The sequence below is a fragment of the uncultured Ferrimonas sp. genome, assembly GCF_947489035.1.
GTDB lineage: Bacteria > Pseudomonadota > Gammaproteobacteria > Enterobacterales > Shewanellaceae > Ferrimonas.
In genome coordinates, this window is sequence record NZ_CANLCI010000007.1 from 80787 (window position 1) to 106312 (window position 25526).

Below are 25526 nucleotides of genomic sequence, written 5' to 3' on the forward strand. Positions count from 1 at the left end.
GGCTTTCGATGGGCAAGATCATCGGTATCGATTTAGGCACCACTAACTCCTGTGTTGCTATCTTGGACGGCGATGCGCCGCGTGTTGTTGAGAACGCTGAAGGCGATCGTACTACCCCGTCAGTTATCGCTTACACCGATGGCGAAACCTTAGTTGGTCAACCAGCTAAGCGTCAGGCAGTAACCAACCCACACAACACCATGTATGCGATCAAGCGTTTGATCGGTCGTCGCTTTAAAGACGAAGTGGTACAGCGTGACATCGACATCATGCCGTTCAACATTGTTGAAGCGGACAACGGTGACGCTTGGGTTGAAGCGCAAGGCAACAAGATGGCTGCACCGCAGGTATCTGCAGAAGTTCTGAAGAAAATGAAGAAAACTGCAGAAGATTACCTGGGCGAAGAAGTAACTGAAGCGGTAATTACCGTACCAGCTTACTTCAACGATTCTCAGCGCCAAGCCACCAAAGATGCCGGTCGCATCGCTGGTTTGGACGTAAAACGTATCATCAACGAACCAACTGCTGCGGCTCTGGCTTACGGCATGGGCCGTACCGAAGGCGACAACGTGGTTGCGGTATACGATTTGGGTGGTGGTACGTTTGATATCTCCATCATTGAAATCGACAACGTTGACGGCGAACAGACTTTTGAAGTTCTGGCCACCAACGGCGACACCCACTTGGGTGGTGAAGATTTCGATAACCGCCTGATCAACTACTTGGCTGAAGAGTTCAAGAACGAGCAAGGCATCGATCTGAAGAACGATCCACTGGCCATGCAGCGTCTGAAAGAAGCCGCTGAAAAAGCCAAGATCGAACTGTCTTCAGCGCAGCAGACCGACGTTAACCTGCCGTACATCACTGCAGACGCAACCGGTCCTAAGCACATGAACATCAAAGTAACCCGCGCTAAGCTGGAATCTTTGGTTGAAGATCTGATTGTGCGCTCTTTGGAGCCGTTGAAAGTGGCACTGCAAGATGCGGACCTGTCGGTGTCTGACGTTAACGACATCATCTTGGTCGGTGGTCAGACTCGTATGCCTAAAGTACAGCAAGCGGTTGCTGACTTCTTCGGCAAAGAGCCACGTAAAGACGTGAACCCAGACGAAGCGGTTGCCATGGGCGCTGCGGTACAGGGCGGCGTATTGGCTGGCGACGTGAAAGACGTATTGCTGCTGGACGTTTCCCCACTGTCTTTGGGTATCGAAACCATGGGCGGCGTGATGACTTCTCTGATTGAGAAGAACACCACCATCCCAACCAAGAAGTCGCAGGTATTCTCTACCGCAGAAGACAACCAGTCGGCCGTGACCATTCACGTGCTGCAGGGTGAGCGTAAGCAAGCCCAAGGCAACAAGTCGCTGGGTAACTTCAACTTAGAAGGCATTCAGGCGGCGCCGCGTGGCATGCCACAAATCGAAGTTACCTTCGACATCGACGCCGACGGGATCCTGCACGTGTCAGCCAAAGACAAGGGCACCGGCAAAGAGCAGAAGATCACCATTCAGGCTTCCTCTGGTCTGTCTGAAGACGAGATCAACGCCATGGTGAACGACGCCGAAGCGAACGCCGAAGAAGACAAGAAGTTTGAAGAGCTGGTTCAAGCTCGCAACCAAGCTGACGGTCTGGTACACGGTACTCGCAAGCAGGTTGAAGAAGCCGGCGACGCGCTGACTGGTGAAGACAAAGACGCCATTGAAGCGGCCTGTAAAGCAGTTGAAGAAGCAGTTAAAGGCGACGACAAAGACGCCATTGAAGCTAAGACTCAAGAGCTGATCCAAGCATCGCAGAAGTTGATGGAGATTGCTCAACAGCAGGCTCAAGCACAACAAGCTGGCGGCGAAGAACAGCCTCAAGCCAAAGCAGCCGACGACGTAATGGACGCTGAATTTGAAGAAGTGAAAGACAAGAAGTAATTCTGCTGTCATCACTGCTTAAATAGCTATTTGAGCGGGCGTCCGGCCAAACCGGCCGCCCGCTTTGTCATATTTATCGAGTAACACGGAACGCGACAATCACTATGTCTAAACGCGATTACTACGAAGTGCTGGGTGTTGGCCGCGATGCCAGCGAGCGCGACATTAAAAAAGCGTACAAACGCTTGGCAATGAAGTACCACCCGGATCGCAACCCAGGCGATACCGCAGCGGAAGAAAACTTCAAAGAAGCCAAAGAAGCCTATGAAATTCTGACCGATGGCCAGAAACGTGCGGCTTACGATCAGTTCGGTCATGCTGGGGTTGATCCTAACCGTGGCGGCGGTGGCTTTGGTGGCGGCGGTGGTGCTGGCGGTTTCGAAGACATCTTTGGCGATGTCTTTGGCGACATGTTTGGTGGTGGCGGCCGTCGTGGTGGCGGTGGTCGTCAACAGCAACGCGGCGGTGCCGATCTGCGTTACAACCTGGAACTGTCTTTGGAAGAAGCGGTTAAAGGCTGTAAGAAAGAGCTGAAGATCCCATCGCTGTCCTCTTGTGACAGCTGTGATGGCAGCGGCGCCAAGAAAGGCTCGAGCGCACAAACCTGTGGCACCTGTCATGGCCAAGGTCAAGTGCAGATGCGTCAGGGCTTCTTTGCGGTTGCGCAGGCGTGTCCGACTTGTAATGGTCGCGGTAAGGTGATCAAGGATCCGTGCAACAAGTGTCACGGTGAAGGTCGGGTTGAGAAAACCAAGACCCTGTCGGTTAACATTCCGGCAGGCGTGGATACCGGCGATCGCGTGCGTTTGGCTGGCGAAGGCGAAGCCGGTCAGATGGGCGCGCCAGCCGGGGATCTGTACGTACAGATGCACGTTAAAGATCACCCAATCTTCGAGCGTGACGGCAACAACCTGTATTGCGAAGTGCCAATCAGCTTCAGCAGTGCAGCACTGGGTGGCGAGATTGAAGTGCCGACCTTAGACGGTCGTGTTTCTTTGAAGATCCCAGCAGAAACCCAAACTGGGCGCATGTTCCGCTTACGCGGCAAAGGTGTTAAGTCGGTTCGCAGCCACGCGGTTGGTGATTTGATCTGCAAGGTGATCATCGAAACGCCGGTTAACTTAACCGGTCGCCAGAAAGAGCTACTGCAAGAGCTGGAAGCCAGCTTTGAAGGCACCAGCAAACAGCACCGCCCCAAAGCGGAAGGTTTTTTCGATGGTGTGAAGAAGTTTTTTGACGATCTGACCAGCTAAGCGCTGCCATCGTTTGAATTAAGCCACTCATTTGAGTGGCTTTTTTATTGGTTTTTTGCCGCGAATGGCCTTTTTCCTACAGAAAGCGCAGATACAACTGGTTAACATTGCATCAAGTTCTGTAACAAGGGAAAGATCAAATGCTAAGGATTGTGTTATTGCTGCTGGGGCTGTCGCTGCCATTTTTCAGTGTGGCGATGCCTGACATCGAGCACTTCACCAAAGAGTCGCAATACAAGTCGGTCAAGATTTCACCGGATGGCCAGTTCTTGGCAATCAAAATGCCTAAAGATGGCAAGGATGTCTTAGCGGTATTGGATGCCAATACGCTTTCGATTGTGAATGTGGTTGCCTTTGGAGGCAAAAAAGAGGTTGGCCAGTACTACTGGGTCAATAATGATCGGCTGATTTTTCAATTGCGCGTGAAAAAAGGCTGGTTAGCCGAGCCCTTGTGGTACGGCGAATGGTTTGCGGTTAATGCCGACGGTAAACGTGGCCATAACGTGTTTGGTTATCGTGCCGGTGAGATGCAAACGGGCACTCGCTTAAAAAAGCAAAAATCGATGCAGGCTTGGGGCGAAGTTATCGATTTGATGCCGGAAGATGATGATCACATCTTAATGGCCGCGACGCCAATGAGCGCCACCGGTGAACGTCTTGCCGAGATCATTAAGCTGAACGTGTATAACGGCAAAACCCGCAGCCTTGGCCGCGCACCCGTGCCCAATGCCTATTTCTTGGCTGACAATAAGGGTGAAGTCCGCTTTGTTTCCGGTAAGAACTTAAATGGCGAGTGGGACGTGCGCTATCGAAAAAAGCGCGGCAGCGATTGGATTAAGGTGCCTTCGGAAAGCAATGATGGCGGTAAATTTTACCCAGTCGGCTTTGCCGATGATACCCACATTTACGCAGTGAGTAACTTGCACAGTGACGTTGATGTCCTGATTAAAATGAATGTGGAAACCGGTGAGGTGAAGCAGTTGTATAAAGATGAGCAGGTGGATATCAGCAATTTGCACTTCGGCCCTAAAGGGCGTGAACTGTATGCACTGGAAGTGGAACCCAACTTTCCGAGTTACATCTTTATTCGGGGGAAACACCCGACCGCGCAAGCGTTAAAAAGCCTGATGGCTACTTTCCCTGGCCAGCAGGTGAGCTTGCCAAGCCAAAGCTTGGATGGCGCTCGTGCCGTGGTGAAGGTATACAGCGATCAGCAACCCCCTTCGTTTTACTTATATGAAAGCCAGAGCAACAAACTGAAGTCATTAGTGCACAGCCGCGGCTGGGTTGATAGTAAGCAAGCTTCTTATGTTGAGCCGATCAGCTTTGCTGCCCGTGATGGCCAGAAAATTCACGGCTATATAACTCTGCCGCCAGGTATGGAGCTTAAAGACGCAGCTAAGCTGCCGATGATCGTTAACCCGCACGGCGGCCCTCATGGGGTGCGGGATCAATGGCGTTACAACTACGAAACCCAACTGCTTGCCAGCCGTGGTTATGCGGTGTTGCAGGTCAACTTTCGCGGTTCTGGAGGTTTTGGTAAGCGCTACGAACAAGCAGGGCATCGGCAATGGGGTGGAGTAAGTCAGTTCGATATCATTGATGGTACCCGCTACGCCATTGAACAAGGGATCGCGGATGAACAGCGGATCTGCATCTATGGCGCCAGTTATGGCGGCTACTCGGCGTTGCAAAGCTCGATTTTGGAACCGGATCTGTTCCAATGCGCCGTGGGGTCGATGGGGATCTACGATCTGGAGATGATGTTTGACGAAGGTGACATTCAGGCCCGTAAAACGGGGATGAAATTCCTGAAAGATGCGCTTGGTGAAGATAAAGCGCAGCTGCGTAAGTTCAGCCCAGTGCACAATGTGGATAAATTAAAGGCGTCGCTGTTGCTGATGCACGGTGAAGAAGATGAACGAGCGCCGGTTGAACACGTTGAAGCGTTGATGAAAGCGTTAGACAAGCGCCACTATCCGTATCAGTACCTAGAGATGGATAAAGAGGGCCACGGCTTGGCGGATCCAGCAACCCGTAAAGCCTATTACGAAAAGATGGTTAACTTTCTTGACGATAATCTAAAGCTGTAATCTTTCAGCTCAGTGCCAAGCAACAGCCAGCTTACCGAAGCTGGCTGTTGTGATTGTGGGGCAGAATAAGAAAGTCACGGTATGCCCCATATTGCCCTTAGGGGCGGCGAATCGTTACCATGGGTTAACATCAGTATGAAAGGGATCACAGCATGAAACGGATAGCCATTGCAGCAGCATTGATCGGCCTTAGTGCCTGCTCTGCCACTTCGCCAACGGGGCGCAATCAGTTGCTTATGTTCAGTGCCGATGAGATGCGGCAGATGGGCGATCAGTCTTTTGCTCAGATCAAGCAAAAAGAGCAGCTCAGCACCAACAAAGCGATCAATCAGTATGTGCAATGCGTGACGGCGGCCTTAACCAAGCCAGAGCATCTGCGTGCGGTGGATGATAGCCAGCAAGAGCAGTGGGATCTGGTGGTGTTCGACTCCGATCAAGTGAACGCCTTTGCCTTACCTGGCGGCCACATTGGGGTTTACACCGGTTTATTGAAAGCGGCGCAAACGCCGGATCAGCTGGCGGCGGTGATTGGCCATGAAATTGGTCACGTGTTGGCGGATCACGGCAACGAGCAAGTGTCCCGCGGCCAAGCCACCAACCTCGGCTTGCAAGTGATTGAAGCGGCATTGGGGGCCAGTGGCAGCCAAAATCAAGGGATGATCATGGCGGGTTTGGGCTTAGGCGCTCAGGTGGGGATTTTACTGCCCTTTGGCCGTCAGCAAGAAAGTGAGTCCGATGTGATCGGGTTAGAGCTGATGGCGCGGGCCGGATTTGATCCCGCTGCGTCCATTGCACTGTGGCAAAACATGGCCAAGGCCAGTGGCGGCAATGCGCCGATGGAGTTCATGTCGACTCACCCGGCACACGACACTCGCATCAACGAATTGAGTAAGCGCCAACCTGAAGCTCAAGGCTTGTACAAACAAGCGCAGCAGCAGGGTTATCAGCCTCAATGCAAAGTACCAAGCTAGCGTGGTGGATGGCTGGGTTCAGTATTTAAAAAGTGCTATTATCCACGCCTTTCAAACCCACTAAAAATGGAACAAACCATGACTTTTGAGTCTGTTGAACAGAAAGTAAGCTACGGCGTTGGCCGTCAAATGGGCGATCAACTGGCGAGCCAGAGCTTTGAAGGCGTAGACATCGCAGCAGTACAAGCTGGTTTGGCTGATGCCATGAACGGCGCCGCTTCTGCAGTGCCAGAAGCTGAACTGCAGCAAGCGTTTCAGGTGATCTCTGAGCGTATGCGTGCAGAAGCTGAAGCCAAGGCCAAAGAAGCCGCTGGCGAAGGCGAAGCATTCTTGGCTGAAAACGCCAAGCGTGACGAAGTAACCGTTACCGAATCTGGTCTGCAGATTGAAGTACTGAAGCAAGGCGAAGGCGAAAAGCCGACCGCTGAGTCTACCGTACGTTGTCACTACCACGGCACCTTCACTGATGGCCGTGTATTCGACTCTTCTGTCGATCGTGGCGAACCCGCTGACTTCCCAGTAGGCGGCGTTATCGCCGGTTGGACTGAAGCCCTGCAAACCATGCCTGTTGGCACCAAGGTTAAGCTGGCTATCCCACACACCTTGGCTTACGGCGAGCAAGGTGCAGGCGGCGCAATCCCACCGTTTGCGGCGCTGGTATTTGAGGTTGAATTACTGGAAATCCTGTAATAGGTAGCCAGTAAAACCTAAGGGAAGCTTCGGCTTCCCTTTTTTGTTGCCGATGAAACGGATATAGTGCGCCTGTTGACGGCAGTCACACTCTGTTGGCAACAACCGATTTGATCACACTGGTGAATAAGTTCGCCGGGTGAACTGGAACACTCTGCGGGGAAAGAAACCTTGAAAACCATTCGTGTTGCCATTGCTGGTGCTAGTGGACGCATGGGGCGTACCCTCATTGAAGCCGTACTGGCACACCCAACCATCGAATTGGGTGCGGCAATGGAACGAGCCTGTTCCACCTTAGTTGGTTGCGATGCTGGCCAGTTGGTCGCTCGCGGGACCGCCGGGGTAAAACTGGCGTCCGATTTGGCTGAGGTGGCGGATAACTTCGATGTTTTGATCGATTTTACCTCGCCAGAATCGACCTTAGCGTATGCCGAACAGTGTCAGGCGCTGGGTAAAGCAATGATCATCGGCACCACCGGCCTGTCTGCCGAGCAACAGCAGCAGCTGACGGCCATTGCTCAAAACACGCCAATGGTGTTTGCCCCCAATATGGCCGTGGGCGTCAACTTGATGTTCCGCCTATTGAAAATTGCCTCGCAGGTGATGGGCGAGCAATGCGACATTGAAATTCAAGAAACCCACCATCGTTTTAAGAAAGACGCGCCATCAGGCACCGCCATGAAAATGGGCGAAGTGATTGCCGATACCTTAGGCCGCGATCTGACTGAGTGTGCGGTTTATGGCCGCCAAGGGATGGAAGGTGAACGCGACCGGAAAACCATTGGCTTCGCCACCACCCGTGCCGGTGATGTGGTGGGGGAACACACCGCGTTGTTTGCCGATATTGGCGAACGGATTGAAATAACCCATAAGGCGAGCAGCCGCACCACCTTTGCTAATGGTGCATTGCGGGCCGCGTTATGGGTGGTCGAACAACCCTCGGGGCTGTATGACATGCAGCAAGTCCTTGGATTTGATCCTGAATAAAATAAGCACGCCAATGGGCGTGCTTTTTTATGCTTTGCAGTTTGCGGGTGACATCGTTCAATAAAATGAACAGATTAACCCTGATAACAAACGCTCAAACTGCTGGTTACAAATAGGCAAATGGGAATTCCGCTGGTATAGTTCGCGGAATTTGTCAAAAATCCATTTTTTGCTTATTGCCCTACAGCCTAAATGGCAAGAAAACCAAAAACTTATAATTTTAATTGGTGGAGGTCAAGTTGAAAGAAACTGCCCTGTTAGTTCTCCAAGATGGGACTGTTTTTCGTGGGAAATCCATAGGTGCCCAAGGTATGTCGGCCGGAGAGGTCGTTTTTAATACTTCGATGACGGGCTACCAAGAAATTCTGACCGATCCCTCCTATTCACGACAAATTGTCACCCTGACCTATCCCCACATTGGTAATACCGGCACCAACGCCGAAGACACCGAATCCGATGCCATTCACGCCATGGGATTAGTGATCCGCGATTTACCAACCTTAGCCTCGAGTTTCCGCAATGAGCAGTCTCTAAGCGATTACCTTAACCAGCACGGTGTGGTTGGCATTGCCGACATCGACACCCGCAAGCTGACGCGGATCCTGCGCGAGCATGGGGCGCAAGCTGGCACCATCATCGCCGGTGAAGATAACGTTGAGCAGGCGTTGGCCGCCGCCCAAGCGTTCCCGGGCCTAAAAGGGATGGATTTGGCCAAAGAGGTGACCACCGCCAAACCTTACACTTGGCGCCAAGGCAGCTGGAAGCTGGTGGGCGGTTTGCCGTCTGACACCCCGGAAGGCGAGCTGAAATACAACGTGGTGGCTTACGACTACGGGGTTAAACACAACATTTTGCGGATGCTGGTTGACCGGGGTTGTGACGTGACCGTGGTACCGGCACAAACCCCAGCCGCGGACGTGTTGGCGCTGCAGCCCGATGGCGTGTTCCTGTCTAACGGCCCCGGCGATCCAGAGCCCTGTGATTACGCCATTGAGGCGATCACGCAGTTGCTGGAAACCAACATTCCCCAGTTTGGGATCTGCTTAGGCCATCAATTGCTGGCTCTGGCTTCGGGTGCCACCACCTTGAAGATGAAGTTTGGCCATCACGGTGGTAACCACCCGGTGCAAGACTTGGACAACAACCGAGTGATGATCACCGCCCAGAACCACGGTTTTGCGGTGGATGAAGCCACTCTGCCGGCAAACTTACGCGCAACTCATAAAAGCCTGTTTGATGGTTCCCTGCAGGGGATCCACCGCACCGATAAGCCGGCGTTCTCGTTCCAAGGCCACCCAGAGGCGAGCCCCGGCCCCCATGATGCGGCGCCACTGTTCGATCACTTTATCGAACTGATGAACGAGTTTAAGGCCCAAAAATAAGCGCGAGAGACAGAACAATGCCAAAACGTACCGACCTAAAAAGTATCCTTATCCTCGGCGCTGGCCCAATCGTAATTGGCCAGGCCTGTGAGTTTGACTACTCTGGCGCGCAAGCTTGTAAAGCCCTGCGTGAAGAGGGTTACCGGGTGATCTTGGTGAACTCCAACCCCGCCACCATCATGACCGATCCCGAGATGGCCGATGCCACCTACATCGAGCCGATTCACTGGGAAGTGGTTCGTAACATCATCGCCAAAGAGCGCCCCGATGCGGTGCTGCCAACCATGGGTGGGCAAACTGCACTGAATTGTGCCCTTGAGCTGGAAAAGCATGGGGTGCTGGCCGAGTTTGGGGTCGAGATGATCGGCGCAACCGCCGATGCCATCGACAAAGCCGAAGATCGCGCTCGCTTTGATGTGGCGATGAAGTCGATTGGCTTAGAGTGTCCGCGCGCGGGCATTGCTCATTCCATGGAGGAAGCCAACGGTGTACTTGAGCAAGTGGGTTTCCCTTGCATCATTCGCCCCTCCTTTACCATGGGCGGCAGTGGTGGCGGCATCGCTTATAACCGCGAAGAGTTTGAAGAGATCTGCACCCGCGGTTTGGATCTGTCGCCAACCAACGAACTGCTGATTGATGAATCCTTAATCGGGTGGAAAGAGTACGAGATGGAAGTGGTGCGTGACCGCGCCGACAACTGCATCATCGTTTGTTCCATTGAAAACTTTGACGCCATGGGCGTGCACACCGGCGATTCCATCACCGTTGCCCCAGCACAAACCCTAACCGACAAAGAATACCAGCTGATGCGAAATGCCTCGATGGCGGTACTGCGCGAGATTGGCGTTGAAACCGGTGGCTCTAACGTTCAGTTTGGCGTCGATCCTAACACGGGCCGTGTGGTCATCATCGAGATGAACCCACGGGTATCACGCTCGTCGGCCTTGGCGTCGAAAGCAACGGGTTTCCCTATCGCGAAAATCGCCGCCAAGTTGGCGGTTGGTTTCACCTTGGATGAGTTGCAAAACGACATCACCGGTGGCGCCACCCCTGCCTCGTTTGAACCGTCAATCGACTACGTAGTGACGAAAATTCCACGCTTTAACTTTGAGAAGTTTGCCGGCTCGAACGACCGCTTAACCACTCAGATGAAGTCGGTTGGTGAAGTGATGGCCATTGGCCGCACCTTCCAAGAATCGATGCAAAAGGCGCTGCGTGGCCTCGAGACTGGCCGCACTGGGTTTGACCCAATTGTGGATCTGCACGACGCCGACGCCATGGCCAAGATCCGTTACGAACTGCAAGACGTTGGCTGTGAGCGCCCGTGGTACATCGCTGATGCCTTCCGCGCAGAGATGACGATGGAAGAGATCCATCGCATCACCAACATCGATCCGTGGTATTTGGTGCAAATCGAAGAGCTCGTGCAGCTGGAAGCGCAGGTGAAAGAGGGCGGCATACGCACTCTGACCAGCGATTTCCTGCGTACCTTAAAGCGCAAAGGCTTTGCGGATGCCCGCCTTGCTGAGCTGGTTGGGGTTGCCGAAGCGGAAGTCCGTAAGCTGCGCCATAAGTTTGAGCTGTTCCCAGTGTACAAGCGGGTGGATACCTGCGCGGCGGAATTCTCTACCGATACCGCTTACATGTACTCAACCTACGAGGACGAGTGCGAAGCCAAGCCAACCAATAACGATAAGATCATGGTGATTGGTGGTGGGCCTAACCGGATTGGTCAGGGCATCGAGTTTGATTACTGTTGTGTGCACGCCGCCTTAGCGATGCGCGAAGACGGCTATGAAACCATCATGGTTAACTGCAACCCTGAAACCGTATCGACCGATTACGACACCTCAGATCGCCTCTATTTCGAACCGATCACCTTCGAAGATGTGCTCGAAATCGTTAACGTTGAAAAGCCAAAGGGCGTGATTGTGCAGTACGGTGGCCAAACGCCACTGAAACTGGCGCGGGCACTGGAAGCGGCAGGCGTGCCAATCATCGGCACCAGCCCAGATGCCATTGACCGTGCCGAGGATCGAGAGCGTTTCCAGCAAGCGGTTGAACGCCTTGGTCTGAAGCAGCCAGAAAACAGCACCGTTACTGCGCTGTCGCAAGCGGTGACCGACGCTGAACGCATCGGTTACCCATTGGTGGTGCGTCCATCTTACGTATTGGGCGGCCGGGCAATGGAAATTGTCTACGACGAGCAAGACTTACGTCGTTACTTCACCGAAGCCGTATCGGTATCGAACGAATCGCCAGTGTTGCTGGATCGGTTCTTGGATGATGCCATCGAAGTGGACGTGGACGCGGTGTGTGACGGCGTTGATGTGGTGATTGGTGGCATTATGGAGCACATTGAGCAAGCGGGGGTTCACTCCGGTGATTCCGGTTGTTCCTTGCCACCATATACCCTAAATCAGTCGATCCAAGATCAGATGCGCGAGCAAGTGCGTAAGCTGGCCTTAGAGCTGGGCGTTATCGGCCTGATGAACGTACAGTTTGCGGTGAAAGACGACGTTATCTACCTGATTGAAGTGAACCCGCGTGCCGCGCGTACCGTGCCATTTGTTTCTAAGGCAACCGGGGTGCAACTGGCCAAAGTCGCCGCGCGGGTTATGGCGGGCAAATCACTGCAACAGCAAAACTTCACCCAAGAGGTTATTCCGCCGTACTTCTCGGTGAAAGAGGTGGTGTTGCCGTTCAATAAGTTCCCTGGGGTTGACCCACTGTTAGGGCCAGAGATGCGCTCTACCGGTGAAGTGATGGGGGTGGGTGACACCTTTGCCGAGGCTTACGCCAAAGCCCAGCTGGGGGCCATTAAAGATGTGCCGAAAAATGGCCGCGCTTTGCTGTCGGTTCGCAGTGGCGACAAACGCCGCATCGCCGATTTGGCCCAGAAGCTCATCGAACAAGGCTACGAATTGGATGCGACCCACGGTACCGCCGTGGCCTTGGGCGAAGCAGGGATCAACCCTCGCTTGGTTAACAAGGTGCATGAAGGTCGTCCGCACATTCTGGATCGGATTAAGAATGGCGAATACACCTACATCGTTAACACCACCGAAGGTCGCCAAGCGATTGAAGATTCACGTCAATTGCGCCGCGGTGCGTTGCGTTACAAGGTGAATTACACCACCACCATGAACGCCGCATTTGCGACTTGCATGGCACACAATGCCGATGACCGCAGCAACGTAAATTCAGTACAAGAACTGCACCAGCGTAGCCTAAGCTAGTTATCGCTTTTGCTAACTAAGCAGCCAGTTAGCTGAAACTCAACGCCGGATGGGATGACCCACCGGCGTTTTACGTTTACAATTCCCACCAATAAAATCGATTCCATATTGCCAACTTGCGTTGTCGTTGCCGTTTAATCACGGCATTGATGCTGAGTTTTTGTGAGAGAAAGAGAACATTATGGCTACTGCTCCAATGACTGTCCGCGGTGCGGAAATGCTTCGTGAAGAGTTGGAATACTTGAAGTTCACTAAGCGCCCCCAAATTTCTGAAGCGATCGCGTCTGCCCGCGAACTGGGTGATCTAAAAGAGAACGCCGAATACCACGCCGCTCGTGAAGAGCAGGGCATCGGTGAAGCACGCATTCGTGACATCGAAGGTAAGCTGTCTAACGCCCAAGTTATCGACGTAACTAAGATCGCCAATAACGGCAAAGTGATCTTTGGTTCTACCGTTACCTTGGTGAACGTAGATACCGACGAAGAAGTGACTTACCGCATTGTGGGTGATGACGAAGCGGACTTTAAAAACAAGCTGATCTCGGTGAATTCACCGATGGCCCGCGCCATGGTGGGTAAGCAGTTGGACGACAGCGTGATTGTTAAAGCGCCAGCTGGTGATATCGAATACGAAGTGATTAAGGTCGAGTACCTGTAATTCGTTTTTGTACACGCCCAAGAACAAGCCGCCTGCGGGCGGCTTGTTTGTATCCAGACTTAGCCATTCGGCTGTTGATATCGCTAGCGTAATCTGTGCTAAAGCGACACAAATCTTCGCACCAACATCACCATATTCAGTGCCAGTTCACGGTGGCGCTTGGAAATGATTGCTCCGCGACTGAATGCCGATTGTGATAGGTCGCCCCGATCGTCGCCCTATTTTCGAAACTTATTCACCCAAAGGCGGTGTTACTCCGAGCTGGGTGTGATTTGCTACCATGTACTCCTAAAGAGGTATAGTTCTGACACCTTTGTGGCGCGACTATCTGCCCCATAAGAGGTATTCATTTAACGCAGCATCTCGCTAACAAATACGCTGCGTTTATCGACAAAATGAGTACTGATTCAACTAAGCAGAAACATGTATGACGTTCACCCAGATGATCTGCGTACTGTGCTGCACCCCTCAGGAGATGATGATGAAATTACGTTACTTAGCTGGCTTTACCATGATGGCACTTGCTGCTGGCTCCGCCTCTGCTGCTGAAGCAAACAGCGTGGCAGAAGCCGTAAAACAAGGCACCGTAAAAGTTGACGCACGCCTGCGTTACGAAATGGTGGATCAAGATGACGCCGCCAAAGACGCTGACGCACTGACCCTGCGTACCCGCCTGACTTTTGAAACCGCTCAAGTAAACGGTTTCTCTGGTTTGATTGAATTTGAAGATTCCCGCGATGTGTTCGGCGTAAACGATTACAACGACACCAACGGCAAAAACAGCGACCACGCTAAGATTGTGGATCCAAACACTACCGAGCTGGATCAGGCCTTCATCCGCTACCAGAACGACATGGTGAAAGCGACGGTAGGTCGTCAGGTTATTACCATGGACAACCACCGCTTTGTTGGTCACGTTGGCTGGCGTCAAGATCGTCAAACTTTTGATGGCGTAAACCTGATCCACACCCCAACCAAAGATCTGAGCCTGCAGTACGTTTACATCAACCAACGTAACCGCATCTTCGGTGAAGAGAAAGACGTAGATTCTGAAGACCACTTGGTGAACTTGGGCTGGAAAACCGGTCTGGGCAAACTGACTGCATACGCTTACTTGCTGGATAACGATCAGGTTGATAACGACAACCTAGACACCTACGGTGTGCGTTTTGCGGGCAAAACCAAAGCCGCCGACATGCCGTTGAATTACCAGTTCGAATACGCCATGCAGGAAAACGAAGCGAACGACGCCGACACCAACTACTACTTGGCTGAAGTGGGCACCGCCTTTATGGGCGTAAACGCCAAGCTGGGTTACGAAGTGCTGGGCTCTGACGACGGCAAAGGCGGCTTCGCTACCCCGCTGGCGACCCTGCACAAGTTCAACGGTTGGGCGGATCAGTTCTTGGGCACGCCAACCGAAGGTCTGCAAGACATGTACATCAACCTGTCTACCAAAGTTTTGGGCGGCAAATTTGCTGTGGTTTACCACGATTTCACTACTGACCATGAATTCGCTGGAAACACCAGTGATGACGCGGGATCTGAATTTGACGTAGCTTTCAGCAAGAAATTTGGTAAAAACTACAACGCTGGCATCAAGTACGCTGCCTTTAGCGCAGGAGATGCGAAATTCCAGAAGGTCGCTAATGGTGTAGCCACTTACAAGGCAAAAGTAGACGCCGACAAAGTATGGATCTGGGTTGGTGCGAGCTTCTAAGCCTTCGCTTAGCTTCAGCTAACAATCAGATACAAAAAAGGAGAGGCTTAGCCTCTCCTTTTTTTGTGGCCACCGTTACAGTGGCCTGTTCAACCGCAACAGCGCTTAACGTGCTTTAGGCACTTCAATCTTGCGATCGACGGTTGGGCGGAACAACACCTGAATGTGACCGATGGTCTGTACTTCAGTTGCCTTGGTTTCGCGTACGATAGCAGCCATAATTGCTTTCTTTTCTTCGCGGTCTTCAGCGGCAACTTTCACTTTGATCAGCTCGTGGCAGTCTAGTGCCAGTTCAATCTCTGCCAGTACACCTTCGGTCAGGCCGTTGGCGCCGAGGAGCACAACAGGCTTGAGCTTGTGGGCCAACCCTTTCAGGTACTGCTTCTGTTTGGTGGTCAATTGGCTCATTAGGGCACTCTTTTTGACATTGTGGACTTGAAAACCGCGTATTCTAGCCGCATCTAACCGTTAATACTATTTCTAACCATACTGAATGCAGTTTCTAACCATACTGATCTGCAGTATTGATGGCCACACAGGGGTAGCCACAGGGCATGAGTAAAAAGAAACACACTGCCAGTTCGAAACGCTGGTTGGACGAACACTTCGATGATCACTACGTAAAGAAGGCGCAGAAGCAGGGGCTGCGTTCTCGAGCCATTTTTAAGTTAGAAGAGATCCAACAAAAAGATAAGCTACTTAAACCTAAGATGTCGGTAGTGGACTTAGGCGCCGCCCCCGGTGGTTGGTCGCAATACGCGGTTGAACAAGTGGGTTTGGATGGCGTTGTCATCGCTTGTGACATTTTACCGATGGACCCAATCGCAGGGGTCGATTTCCTAGAAGGCGACTTCCGTGAAGAAGCGGTGTTAAATGCCTTGTTGAGTCGCGTCGGTGATAGCAAAATTGATGTGGTGATGTCAGACATGGCACCAAACTTCTCTGGTGCCGGCACCGTAGACCAGGCGCGCTCTATGTATCTGGTCGAATTGGCGTTTGATATGTGCCATCAGGTACTGGCCAAAGGTGGTGCTTTTGTGGTCAAGGTGTTCCAAGGCGAAGGCTTTGATCAATATCTGCAAGAAGTGCGTAACCGTTTTACCAGCGTGAAGATACGTAAACCGGACAGTTCACGGGCCCGTTCTCGTGAAGTCTACATTGTGGCAAGCGGTTACAAAGGGTAAGCTAGCCCTTAGTAAACCAAGGAATTTGTGAGGTTATATCCCTTGAGCGATATGGCAAAGAATTTGATTTTATGGCTTGTTATCGCAGTTGTATTGATGACTGTGTTTCAAGGTTACTCGCCGTCTGCTGGCAACAGCGATGGCATGAGCTACAGCACCTTTGTGCAAGCCTACCAAAACGGTTCAGTGCGCTCGGTTGAGATTGAGGACCAATCCACCATCAGCGGTACCACCAGCAGTGGCGAAAAATTTGTCACTTATATGCCGGTCTACGATAAAGATCTGCTCAATGAACTGATGAAGTACGACGTTGAAGTGGTAGGCAAGCCGGCTGAACAGCCAAGCATGCTGACCCAGATCTTCGTTTCATGGTTCCCAATGCTGCTGCTGATCGGGGTGTGGATCTTCTTCATGCGTCAGATGCAAGGTGGCGGCGGTAAAGGCGCGATGTCTTTTGGTAAATCCAAAGCCCGCCTGATGAGCGAAGAACAGATCAAAACCACCTTTGTTGACGTTGCGGGTTGCGACGAAGCAAAAGAAGAGGTGAAAGAACTGGTTGATTACCTACGGGAACCAACCAAGTTCCAGAAACTGGGTGGCCGTATCCCAACCGGTGTGTTGTTGGTGGGTCCACCAGGTACCGGTAAAACCCTGCTGGCGAAAGCCATTGCCGGTGAAGCCAAGGTGCCGTTCTTTACCATCTCGGGTTCTGATTTCGTTGAAATGTTTGTTGGTGTGGGTGCATCCCGAGTGCGCGACATGTTCGAACAAGCGAAAAAATCAGCACCGTGCATCATTTTTATTGATGAAATCGACGCCGTAGGCCGCCAACGAGGCGCAGGTGTAGGCGGTGGGCACGATGAACGCGAGCAGACCCTGAACCAAATGCTGGTTGAGATGGACGGTTTTGAAGGCAATGAAGGCGTTATCGTGATTGCTGCCACGAACCGACCAGATGTACTGGATCCGGCGTTACTGCGTCCAGGCCGTTTTGACCGTCAGGTTACCGTTGGCCTGCCAGACGTGCGTGGTCGTGAACAGATCCTGAAAGTGCACATGCGCAAAGTGCCACTGGCTGAAGGGGTGGATGCCGCTCTGATTGCCCGTGGTACCCCTGGCTTCTCTGGTGCGGAACTGGCTAACTTGGTTAACGAAGCGGCGTTGTTTGCAGCCCGTGGTTCCAAGCGCTTAGTGGCAATGGAAGAGTTTGAAAAAGCCAAAGACAAAATCATGATGGGCGCAGAGCGCCGTTCCATGGTGATGTCTGAGGATGAAAAACGCATGACTGCTTATCACGAGTCCGGTCACGCCATTGTTGGTCGTTTGGTGCCTGAGCACGATCCGGTCTATAAAGTTTCGATCATTCCTCGTGGCCGTGCTTTGGGCGTGACCATGTACTTGCCAGAGCAAGATCGTTGGAGCCACTCGAAGCAGCACCTTGAATCGATGATCTCCAGTTTGTATGGCGGCCGGATCGCTGAGCAGCTGATTTACGGTGACGACAAGGTAACCACGGGCGCGTCCAACGACATTGAGCGTGCGACCGACATTGCCCGTAAAATGGTTACCCAGTGGGGTCTGTCCTCCAAGCTGGGGCCAATGAACTACGCCGAAGAAGATGGCGAAGTGTTCTTGGGTCGTTCGATGGCGAAAGCCAGCCACATGTCGGATGAAACCTCGCACTTGATTGACGAAGAAATTAAAGTCTTTGTCGACAACAACTACGCCCGTGCTCGTGCCATCTTGGAAGAACACATGGATATCTTGCATAGCATGACCGAAGCCTTGATGCAGTACGAAACCATTGATGCCCGTCAAATCGACGACTTAATGGAACGCCGCGAAGTGCGCCCACCGATGGATTGGGAACAAGCGAGTAAAGACCAAGGCGACGACAACAGCAATGGTGGTGCTAAGGCGGAAGCCGATGTACCTGCTGATGACGCCGCTGCAGGCAGCGAAGAAGCGCCGGCGAAGTAGTCGCGTTACGATTGATAAGGCCCCGCCCGTGCGGGGCCTTTTTGTATAAGGATTTCAGCATGCTGTTACGTTGTGCGGATAAAAGCTTGGATCTGTCTTCGGTGCAGATCATGGGGATCTTAAACGTCACCCCAGATTCCTTTTCGGACGGTGGCCAACACCACCGTTTAGATGCCGCAGTTGCACAAGCGGCACGGATGGTAGAGCAGGGGGCGACCATCATCGACATCGGGGGCGAATCCACACGCCCTGGTGCAGCCGAGGTTCACTTAGATGAAGAACTCAGCCGTACCATACCGGTGATCGAGGCGATCCGCGCTCAGTTGGATGTGGTGATCTCCATTGATACCTCGAAAGCCGCGGTAATGACCGCTGCGGTGGCGGCAGGGGCAGGGATCATTAACGATGTACGTGCCTTGCAAGAACCCGGTGCCTTAGCAGCGGCAGCGGCAACCGATGCGGCGATCTGCTTAATGCATATGCAGGGGCAGCCACGCACAATGCAAGTGGCTCCGCATTATGATGATCTGTTTGCTGAGATCACTCAGTTTTTCCAACAGCGTATTCGTCAGTGCGAGCAAGCTGGGATAGAGCCTGCTCGGTTAGTACTGGATCCCGGTTTTGGTTTTGGTAAAACCTTGGATCATAATTTCCAACTGTTAGCGCAGCTGGATGCGTTGCGAGCACAACAATTGCCGCTGTTGATTGGTTTGTCGCGAAAATCGATGATTGGCAACTTACTGCAGCGCCCTGTAGAGCAACGCCTTGTCGGCAGCGTAACGGGCGCGTTACTGGCCGCACAGCAGGGGGCGGAGATCGTGCGCGTGCACGACGTAGCAGAAACCGCTGATGCGATTAAAGTGTGGCAACAAGTAAACCGTTTTCAATAGTGATATTGTTCAGTAAAACTGCGCCACTCGCTTTAAAATCATAGCTTTGCTTAAAGAATCGGCTAACGGCCGAGGTGTTTGCTTTCGGCTCTTGTAACTTAAAAGTCAGTTAGCTATTATCTCGCCCGCTTTCACAGGAGATGCACATGGCCACAAGACGTCCAATCATCGCCGCAAACTGGAAAATGGCAGGCAGCCAACAGTTAGGCGAAGAGGTACTGGAAAAGTTTAAGCTGCTGTCTAACAGCTCAGCTGAAGTGGTCCTTTGCCCACCTAGTGTTTACCTTGATAGCTTGCAACAGAAGTTGTCAATACGTAGCAGTGAGCTGGTTAACCATCGGATTTACCTTGGTTCCCAGAACATGAGCCACCAAGAATTTGGCGCTTACACCGGCGAGATTTCTGGGGCAATGCTGAAGGAATTCGGCTGTAGCTATGTTATCATCGGTCACTCCGAACGCCGCCGTATGTACGGCGAAAGCAGCGACATCGTCGCAGATAAATTTATCATGGCGCAGAAGATGGGCTTAACCCCGATTTTGTGTGTTGGTGAATCCTTAGCTGCACGTGAAGCAAGCCGCACCTTCGAGGTGTTAAATGGCGAGCTGAACGCGGTGCTTGATAAAGTGGGCATTATGGCGTTTGATAACGCGGTAATTGCTTACGAGCCTTTATGGGCTATCGGAACCGGCAAGAGCGCCACCCCTGAGCAAGCTCAGGAAGTGCACGCTTTTATTCGTCAGCGTCTGACGGAAATTTCACCTTACGTTGGTGAAAGAATTCGAATCCTTTATGGTGGCAGCGTTAAGCCCAGCAATGCGGCTGACTTGTTTACCCGACCGGACGTCGACGGTGGCTTAGTCGGTGGAGCCAGTTTGAATGCAAGCGACTTTGTTAATCTGTGTCGCATCGCCTCAGAATCGGAATGATTGAACGATGGTTTTTGAAATTTTAATGGTTTGTTACTTGTTGGTTGCTCTGGCTATTATCGGCCTGGTGCTTATCCAGCAAGGTAAAGGAGCTGGCATGGGAGCGTCTTTTGGCTCCGGTGCTTCTGGTACTCTGTTCGGCTCCTCCGGTTCAGGCAACTTCCTGACCCGCAGCACCGCGGTGCTGGCAACATTGTTTTTTGTGTTAAGTCTGCTGTTGGGTCGCATTAGCGCCAACACAGATGTTCAAACTGATGATTGGAACAACTTAGAAGTTCCTGCAGTTGAACAACCAGTTAGTGAAGCACCAGTCGAAGAAAAAACCTCTAGCGACGTGCCTAACTAACAACAAGTTTCTGTGCCGAGGTGGTGGAATTGGTAGACACGCCATCTTGAGGGGGTGGTGAGCTATGCTCGTGCGGGTTCAAGTCCCGCTCTCGGCACCATTATTCGCTTTCTGATGCAACGCTGTTGTGTTAGAGTGCAACCGAAATTGACGCGGGATGGAGCAGTCTGGTAGCTCGTCGGGCTCATAACCCGAAGGTCGTTGGTTCAAATCCAGCTCCCGCAACCAATTTACTTAGAAAGATATGCGTATCTCTCTAACTGTTATTAGTCACCTATTGCCCGGTACTGATAACACCTCGTGACCGTAAGGTCGGACTTCAGTCCAAATCCGTAGCGAGGACGGTGGCAGTAACTGCTGCCGAGTTTCAGAAATGGGACTCTAAACAGGGTATAGCTAACTTTAAGCCCCGTTTTTAAACGGGGTTTTTTGTATTTGGTCGCCAGAAAAAGTGCATCAAAGCACGTTCTCGGGCGACTGATGACTGCTGTCCCTTGGGGTTTGACTATCCTAGATAGTCGGTAATAGGGCTTCTAGCCCTTTTTTTGTTTATAGGGGTAAACCCATGGCGACGATTCAACAGCGCCTGAACGATATGTTGGCAGAACCAGTAGAAGCTCTGGGCTATGAGCTTTGGGGTCTGCAGTTTATCGGTGCGGGCAACCATTCCGTGTTACGCCTATTTATCGATCACGCTGATGGCATCTCAGTGCAGGCGTGTGCCGAAGTGAGCCGCCAAGTGAGTGCCGTATTGGACGTAGAAGATCCAATCAGCACGGAATACAGCTTGGAAGTCTCATCCCCAGGGATGGACCGTCCACTCTTTACTGCAGCGCAGTATGAAAAATATCTCGGCTCCGAAGTGAATGTGGTGCTGAATATGCCAATGGAAGGTAAGCGTAAGTGGCGTGGTGAGATCATCGCTGTCGATGGCGACAACGTAGCCTTACGCAGTAATGGTCAAGACGTTACGGTGATTCTGTCGAACGTACAGAAATCCAACTTGATTCCGAAATTTTAAGTTTCAGGGTGAAACGAGGCTGAAAATGAGCAAAGAAATCCTGGCGGTTGCCGAAGCGGTATCCAACGAGAAAGCGGTACCACGCGAGAAAATTTTCGAGGCGCTGGAAATCGCCCTCGCCACCGCGACCAAGAAAAAGCAAGAACTTGAAATCGATGCGCGTGTTTGCATCGATCAGCGCACCGGTGAATTTGATACTTTCCGTCGTTGGGAAGTAATTGAAGACGATGCCGAGATGGAAGTGTCCACTCGTCAGGTGTACCTGTCCGCGGCTCGCGCCATGGAAGAGGACGAGTCGATTCAAGCTGGCGACTTTGTTGAAGAGCAGATCGAATCTGTTACCTTCGACCGCATCACCACCCAGACCGCCAAGCAAGTTATCGTACAAAAGGTACGTGAAGCTGAGCGTTCTCAGGTTGTTGAGCAGTTTAAAGACAAAGAAGGCGAGCTGGTAACGGGCGTGGTTAAGAAAGTAAACCGTGACTCTGTCATCGTTGACTTGGGCAACAACGCCGACGCCATCTTGTTCCGCGAAGAGATGCTGCCCCGTGAAAACTTCCGCCCTGGCGACCGCGTACGTGCTTTGCTGCACAGCGTTCGTTTGGAAGCCCGTGGTTCGCAGCTGTTCCTGAGCCGCTCTCGCCCTGAAGTGCTGATCGAACTGTTCCGCATTGAAGTGCCAGAGATTGGCGAAGAGATGATTGAGATCATCGGTGCTGCCCGCGATCCGGGCTCTCGTGCCAAGATTGCTGTGAAAAGCAACGATAAGCGCATCGACCCTGTTGGTGCCTGTGTGGGTATGCGTGGCGCTCGAGTTCAAGCCGTTTCTGGCGAACTGGGCGGCGAGCGTATCGACATCGTACTGTGGAATGAAAACTTCGCTCAGTATGTGATCAACGCCATGGCACCAGCAGACGTAAGCTCTATCGTAGTAGACGAAGACGCTAAGTCGATGGACGTTGCTGTAGAAAAAGATTCATTGGCTCAAGCCATTGGCCGTAATGGTCAGAACGTGCGCTTGGCCTCTCAGGTGACCGGTTGGGAATTGAACGTAATGACCACCGATGATCTGGCTGCAAAACATGAGCAAGAATCGGCCAAAATGATCGCCACTTTCGTTGAAGCATTAGACATCGACGATGAGTTTGCCGGCGTTCTGGTTGATGAAGGCTTTACTACGTTGGAAGAGATCGCCTACGTACCAGTAGCAGAGCTGCTGGAAGTAGATGGTCTGGACGAAGAAACCATTGAAGTATTACGCGATCGCGCTAAGACCGCCCTGACCACCAAAGCACTGGCTTCTGAAGAAGCACTTGACGGTGCCGAACCCGCGGAAGATCTGCTGGCTCTGGAAGGGTTAGAGCGTCACTTAGCGTTTGTTTTGGCCAGCCGCGGTGTGATCACCTTGGAAGATTTGGCCGAGCAAGGCGTTGATGATCTGACTGAAATCGAAGAGCTGAGCGAGGAAAAAGCCGGCGAATTGATTATGGCAGCACGGAACATCTGCTGGTTTAGCGACGAAGCGTAATCATCAGTCAACAGAGGATATAAGGATAATGTCAGAGAAAACCATTGAGTCCCTTGCTGAGGAAGTCGGCAAATCTGTTGATCGACTGATTACTCAGTTTGCTGATGCCGGTATTAAAAAAGGCAGCGGCGATAAAGTTACCCAAGATGAGCAGCAATCTTTGCTGAGCCATCTGGCTAAGCAACACGGCGGTCAGGCTGAGCCCACCCGCATGACGTTGCAACGCAAAACCAAAACCACTTTAAGCGTTAACAGCGGCGGTGGTAAGAGCAAAGCGGTTCAAGTAGAGACGCGTAAAAAACGCACCTACGTGAAGCGCAACTCTGTGGAAGAACAAGCCAAGCAGGACGCGGAAGAGCAGGCTCGCCGTGAGGCAGAAGAAAACGCGAAACGGGCAGCGGAAATCGCTAAGCGTGAAGCGGAAGAGCAAGCTCGCCGTGATGCAGAGGCAAAGGCAAAACGAGCGGCGGAAGAAAAAGCCAAGCGTGAAGCTGCAGAAGCAGAGCGCAAAGCCGATAAAGATCCGGCCGTCGTTGCGCAAGAAGAGAAAGCCAAACAAGAGGCAGTAGCATTGTTAAAAGCGCAAGAAGCAGAAGCGGCACGGAAAGCGGAGCAGTTAGCCAAAGAAAAGGCTGAAGAAGCCAAGAAACTGGCAGAAGAAAATTCCGGACGTTGGGCTGAAGAGGAAGCCAAGCGTAAGGAAGCAGAAAAGAACGCCGACTATCACGTGACCACTTCGCAAGAGGCTCGTGCTGCTGAAGATCAGCAGGACGCCAAAGCCGAGCGCAGCGGCCCTCGTCGTAAGAAGAAGGCTGCAACCCAAGATCGCAATGCTCGCGGTGGTCGTAACGACCGTCGTGGTGGCCGCAACAAGCGCGGTGCTAAAGCACCAAGCAACATGCAGCACGGCTTCCAGAAGCCAGCAGAGAAAGTCGTTCGTGACGTTGTGATTGGCGAAACCATCACCGTTGGCGAACTGGCAAACAAGATGGCCATTAAAGCCACTGAAATCATCAAAGCGATGATGAAGATGGGCTCTATGGTTACCATCAACCAGGTGATTGACCAAGAAACAGCTCAGCTGATTGCTGAGGAGTTGGGTCACAAGGTTGTACTGCGTAACGAGAACGAACTCGAAGACGCAGTAATGGCGGATCGTGATACCACTGCGGCTAACGTTAACCGTGCGCCAGTTGTGACCATCATGGGCCACGTTGACCACGGTAAAACCTCGCTGCTGGATTACATCCGTCGCGCCAAGGTTGCTTCTGGCGAAGCCGGTGGCATTACCCAGCATATCGGTGCTTACCACGTAGAAGTGGGCAACGGCATGATCACCTTCTTGGATACCCCTGGGCACGCGGCGTTTACCTCGATGCGTGCTCGCGGTGCCAAGGCAACCGACATCGTTGTTCTGGTTGTGGCTGCAGATGATGGCGTAATGCCACAAACCATCGAAGCGATTCAGCACTCTAAAGCTGCTGGCGTACCGCTGGTAATCGCAGTGAACAAGATGGATAAAGAAGACGTTGATCCAGATCGTGTTAAAAACGAACTGTCTCAACACGGCGTTATCCCAGAAGATTGGGGCGGCGAGCACATGTTCGCACACGTATCGGCTAAATCCGGTATGGGCATCGACGAGTTGCTGGAAGGCATCTTGCTGCAATCTGAAGTACTTGAGCTGAGCGCTCGTGCTGAAGGCATGGCACGCGGTGTGGTTATCGAATCTCGCTTGGATAAAGGTCGTGGCCCAGTTGCTTCTGTCCTGGTTCAAGAAGGTACTCTGCGTCAGGGCGACATCGTTCTGTGTGGTCTAGAGTACGGTCGTGTTCGTGCCATGCGCGATGAAAACGGCAAAGAGATCGAAGTGGCTGGCCCGTCCATCCCAGTAGAGATCTTGGGTCTGTCTGGCGTTCCTGCTGCTGGTGACGAAGCCACCGTAGTACGTGACGAGAAGAAAGCCCGTGAAGTTGCGCTGCACCGTCAAGGCAAGTTCCGCGAAGTTAAGCTGGCGCGTCAACAGAAGGCCAAGTTGGAGAACATGTTCACCAACATGACCGAAGGCGATGTTTCTGAGCTGAACGTGGTACTGAAGGCTGACGTACAGGGTTCTCTGGAAGCAATTGCAGACTCTCTGACCAAACTGTCTACCGATGAAGTGAAAGTGAACATCATCGGTCGCGGTGTGGGCGGCTTGACCGAAACCGACGCTTCTTTGGCTGCGGCTTCTAACGCCATCTTGGTTGGTTTCAACGTTCGTGCTGACGCCGTTGCGCGCCGCATGGTTGATAACGAAAACCTAGACTTGCGTTACTACAGCGTGATCTACGATCTGATTGACGAAGTGAAAGCGGCCATGTCTGGCATGTTGGCACCGGAATTCAAACAGCAGATCATCGGTCTGGCTGAAGTACGCGATGTGTTTAAGTCGCCTAAGATTGGTGCTATTGCCGGTTGTATGGTGACTGAAGGTATCGTTAAGCGTAACGCGCCAATCCGCGTACTGCGTGAAAACGTTGTTATCTACGAAGGCGAGCTGGAATCTCTGCGTCGCTTTAAAGACGATGCTCCAGAAGTGCGTAACGGCATGGAATGTGGTATCGGCGTTAAGAACTACAACGACGTTAAAGTCGGCGACCAAATCGAAGTATTTGAGACCGTTGAAGTTAAACGCTCCCTGTAATCGAGCGATTAAGGAAGAGGGGCTTCGGCCCCTTTTTTTGGTGAAAAATT

General features: G+C 52.3%; 19 protein-coding genes and 2 tRNA genes. 20 read left to right on the forward strand and 1 reads right to left on the reverse strand.

Annotated elements, in window-relative coordinates; translation table 11 throughout:
- Nucleotides 1-8: 8 nt before the first annotated feature.
- The 10 genes from dnaK to Q0796_RS06510 all read left to right on the forward strand — a co-directional run bounded on the left by dnaK (nt 9) and on the right by Q0796_RS06510 (nt 14912).
- Nucleotides 9-1919 carry a molecular chaperone DnaK gene (dnaK, locus tag Q0796_RS06465; protein ID WP_298441277.1) on the forward strand — a complete coding sequence of 637 codons (1911 nt, stop codon included), beginning with the start codon at nt 9-11 and terminating at the stop codon, nt 1917-1919.
- A 104-nt stretch (nt 1920-2023) separates the two neighbouring features.
- Nucleotides 2024-3172 carry a molecular chaperone DnaJ gene (gene dnaJ, locus Q0796_RS06470; RefSeq protein WP_298441279.1) on the forward strand — a complete coding sequence of 383 codons (1149 nt, stop codon included), beginning with the start codon at nt 2024-2026 and terminating at the stop codon, nt 3170-3172.
- A gap of 140 nt (nt 3173-3312) precedes the next feature.
- Entirely contained in the window at nt 3313-5265 is a 1953-nt protein-coding gene (locus tag Q0796_RS06475; protein ID WP_298441281.1) for a S9 family peptidase, read from the forward strand.
- Nucleotides 5266-5417: 152 nt separating this feature from the next.
- Entirely contained in the window at nt 5418-6236 is an 819-nt protein-coding gene (locus Q0796_RS06480; protein WP_298441283.1) for a M48 family metallopeptidase, read from the forward strand.
- A 78-nt stretch (nt 6237-6314) separates the two neighbouring features.
- Nucleotides 6315-6926: an FKBP-type peptidyl-prolyl cis-trans isomerase gene (locus Q0796_RS06485; RefSeq protein ID WP_298441285.1), complete on the forward strand. Its 612-nt coding sequence runs from the start codon at nt 6315-6317 to the stop codon at nt 6924-6926.
- A 171-nt stretch (nt 6927-7097) separates the two neighbouring features.
- The gene (gene dapB, locus Q0796_RS06490; RefSeq protein WP_298441287.1) at nt 7098-7913 is read left to right on the forward strand and encodes a 4-hydroxy-tetrahydrodipicolinate reductase; all 816 of its coding nucleotides are present in this window, start codon (nt 7098-7100) and stop codon (nt 7911-7913) included.
- Nucleotides 7914-8140: 227 nt separating this feature from the next.
- Nucleotides 8141-9295, forward strand: a complete 1155-nt coding sequence (gene carA / locus Q0796_RS06495) for a glutamine-hydrolyzing carbamoyl-phosphate synthase small subunit (protein ID WP_298441288.1) — start codon at nt 8141-8143, stop codon at nt 9293-9295.
- A 17-nt stretch (nt 9296-9312) separates the two neighbouring features.
- The gene (carB, locus tag Q0796_RS06500) at nt 9313-12534 is read left to right on the forward strand and encodes a carbamoyl-phosphate synthase large subunit (RefSeq protein WP_298441290.1); all 3222 of its coding nucleotides are present in this window, start codon (nt 9313-9315) and stop codon (nt 12532-12534) included.
- A gap of 181 nt (nt 12535-12715) precedes the next feature.
- Nucleotides 12716-13192 carry a transcription elongation factor GreA gene (gene greA / locus Q0796_RS06505; protein WP_298441292.1) on the forward strand — a complete coding sequence of 159 codons (477 nt, stop codon included), beginning with the start codon at nt 12716-12718 and terminating at the stop codon, nt 13190-13192.
- A 427-nt stretch (nt 13193-13619) separates the two neighbouring features.
- Nucleotides 13620-14912 (forward strand): alginate export family protein, encoded by a 1293-nt coding sequence (locus Q0796_RS06510; RefSeq protein WP_298441294.1) that lies wholly within the window; start codon nt 13620-13622, stop codon nt 14910-14912.
- 105 nt (nt 14913-15017) lie between these two features.
- On the opposite strand, the gene yhbY is transcribed toward Q0796_RS06510, so the two are convergent.
- On the reverse strand, nt 15018-15320 hold the full coding sequence (gene yhbY, locus Q0796_RS06515) for a ribosome assembly RNA-binding protein YhbY (RefSeq protein ID WP_298441295.1): 303 nt from the start codon (nt 15318-15320) through the stop codon (nt 15018-15020).
- 146 nt (nt 15321-15466) lie between these two features.
- Between yhbY and rlmE the strand changes: the two genes are divergently transcribed.
- From rlmE to infB, 10 genes are all read left to right on the forward strand, one after another.
- Nucleotides 15467-16096, forward strand: a complete 630-nt coding sequence (gene rlmE, locus Q0796_RS06520) for a 23S rRNA (uridine(2552)-2'-O)-methyltransferase RlmE (RefSeq protein WP_298441296.1) — start codon at nt 15467-15469, stop codon at nt 16094-16096.
- Nucleotides 16097-16138: 42 nt separating this feature from the next.
- The gene (gene ftsH, locus Q0796_RS06525; protein ID WP_298441298.1) at nt 16139-18076 is read left to right on the forward strand and encodes an ATP-dependent zinc metalloprotease FtsH; all 1938 of its coding nucleotides are present in this window, start codon (nt 16139-16141) and stop codon (nt 18074-18076) included.
- A gap of 59 nt (nt 18077-18135) precedes the next feature.
- On the forward strand, nt 18136-18966 hold the full coding sequence (folP, locus tag Q0796_RS06530) for a dihydropteroate synthase (protein WP_298441300.1): 831 nt from the start codon (nt 18136-18138) through the stop codon (nt 18964-18966).
- A gap of 146 nt (nt 18967-19112) precedes the next feature.
- Nucleotides 19113-19895 carry a triose-phosphate isomerase gene (gene tpiA, locus Q0796_RS06535; protein ID WP_298441367.1) on the forward strand — a complete coding sequence of 261 codons (783 nt, stop codon included), beginning with the start codon at nt 19113-19115 and terminating at the stop codon, nt 19893-19895.
- Nucleotides 19896-19902: 7 nt separating this feature from the next.
- Nucleotides 19903-20241, forward strand: coding sequence for a preprotein translocase subunit SecG (gene secG, locus Q0796_RS06540; protein WP_298441301.1), 339 nt, complete (start codon nt 19903-19905; stop codon nt 20239-20241).
- Between the two features lie 14 nt (nt 20242-20255).
- Nucleotides 20256-20341: transfer RNA gene (locus tag Q0796_RS06545), tRNA-Leu, on the forward strand.
- 51 nt (nt 20342-20392) lie between these two features.
- Nucleotides 20393-20469: transfer RNA gene (locus Q0796_RS06550), tRNA-Met, on the forward strand.
- A gap of 337 nt (nt 20470-20806) precedes the next feature.
- Nucleotides 20807-21262: a ribosome maturation factor RimP gene (gene rimP, locus Q0796_RS06555; protein WP_298441303.1), complete on the forward strand. Its 456-nt coding sequence runs from the start codon at nt 20807-20809 to the stop codon at nt 21260-21262.
- A 25-nt stretch (nt 21263-21287) separates the two neighbouring features.
- Nucleotides 21288-22790: a transcription termination factor NusA gene (nusA, locus tag Q0796_RS06560; protein WP_298441304.1), complete on the forward strand. Its 1503-nt coding sequence runs from the start codon at nt 21288-21290 to the stop codon at nt 22788-22790.
- Between the two features lie 28 nt (nt 22791-22818).
- On the forward strand, nt 22819-25476 hold the full coding sequence (gene infB, locus Q0796_RS06565) for a translation initiation factor IF-2 (RefSeq protein WP_298441306.1): 2658 nt from the start codon (nt 22819-22821) through the stop codon (nt 25474-25476).
- Nucleotides 25477-25526: the final 50 nt, after the last annotated feature.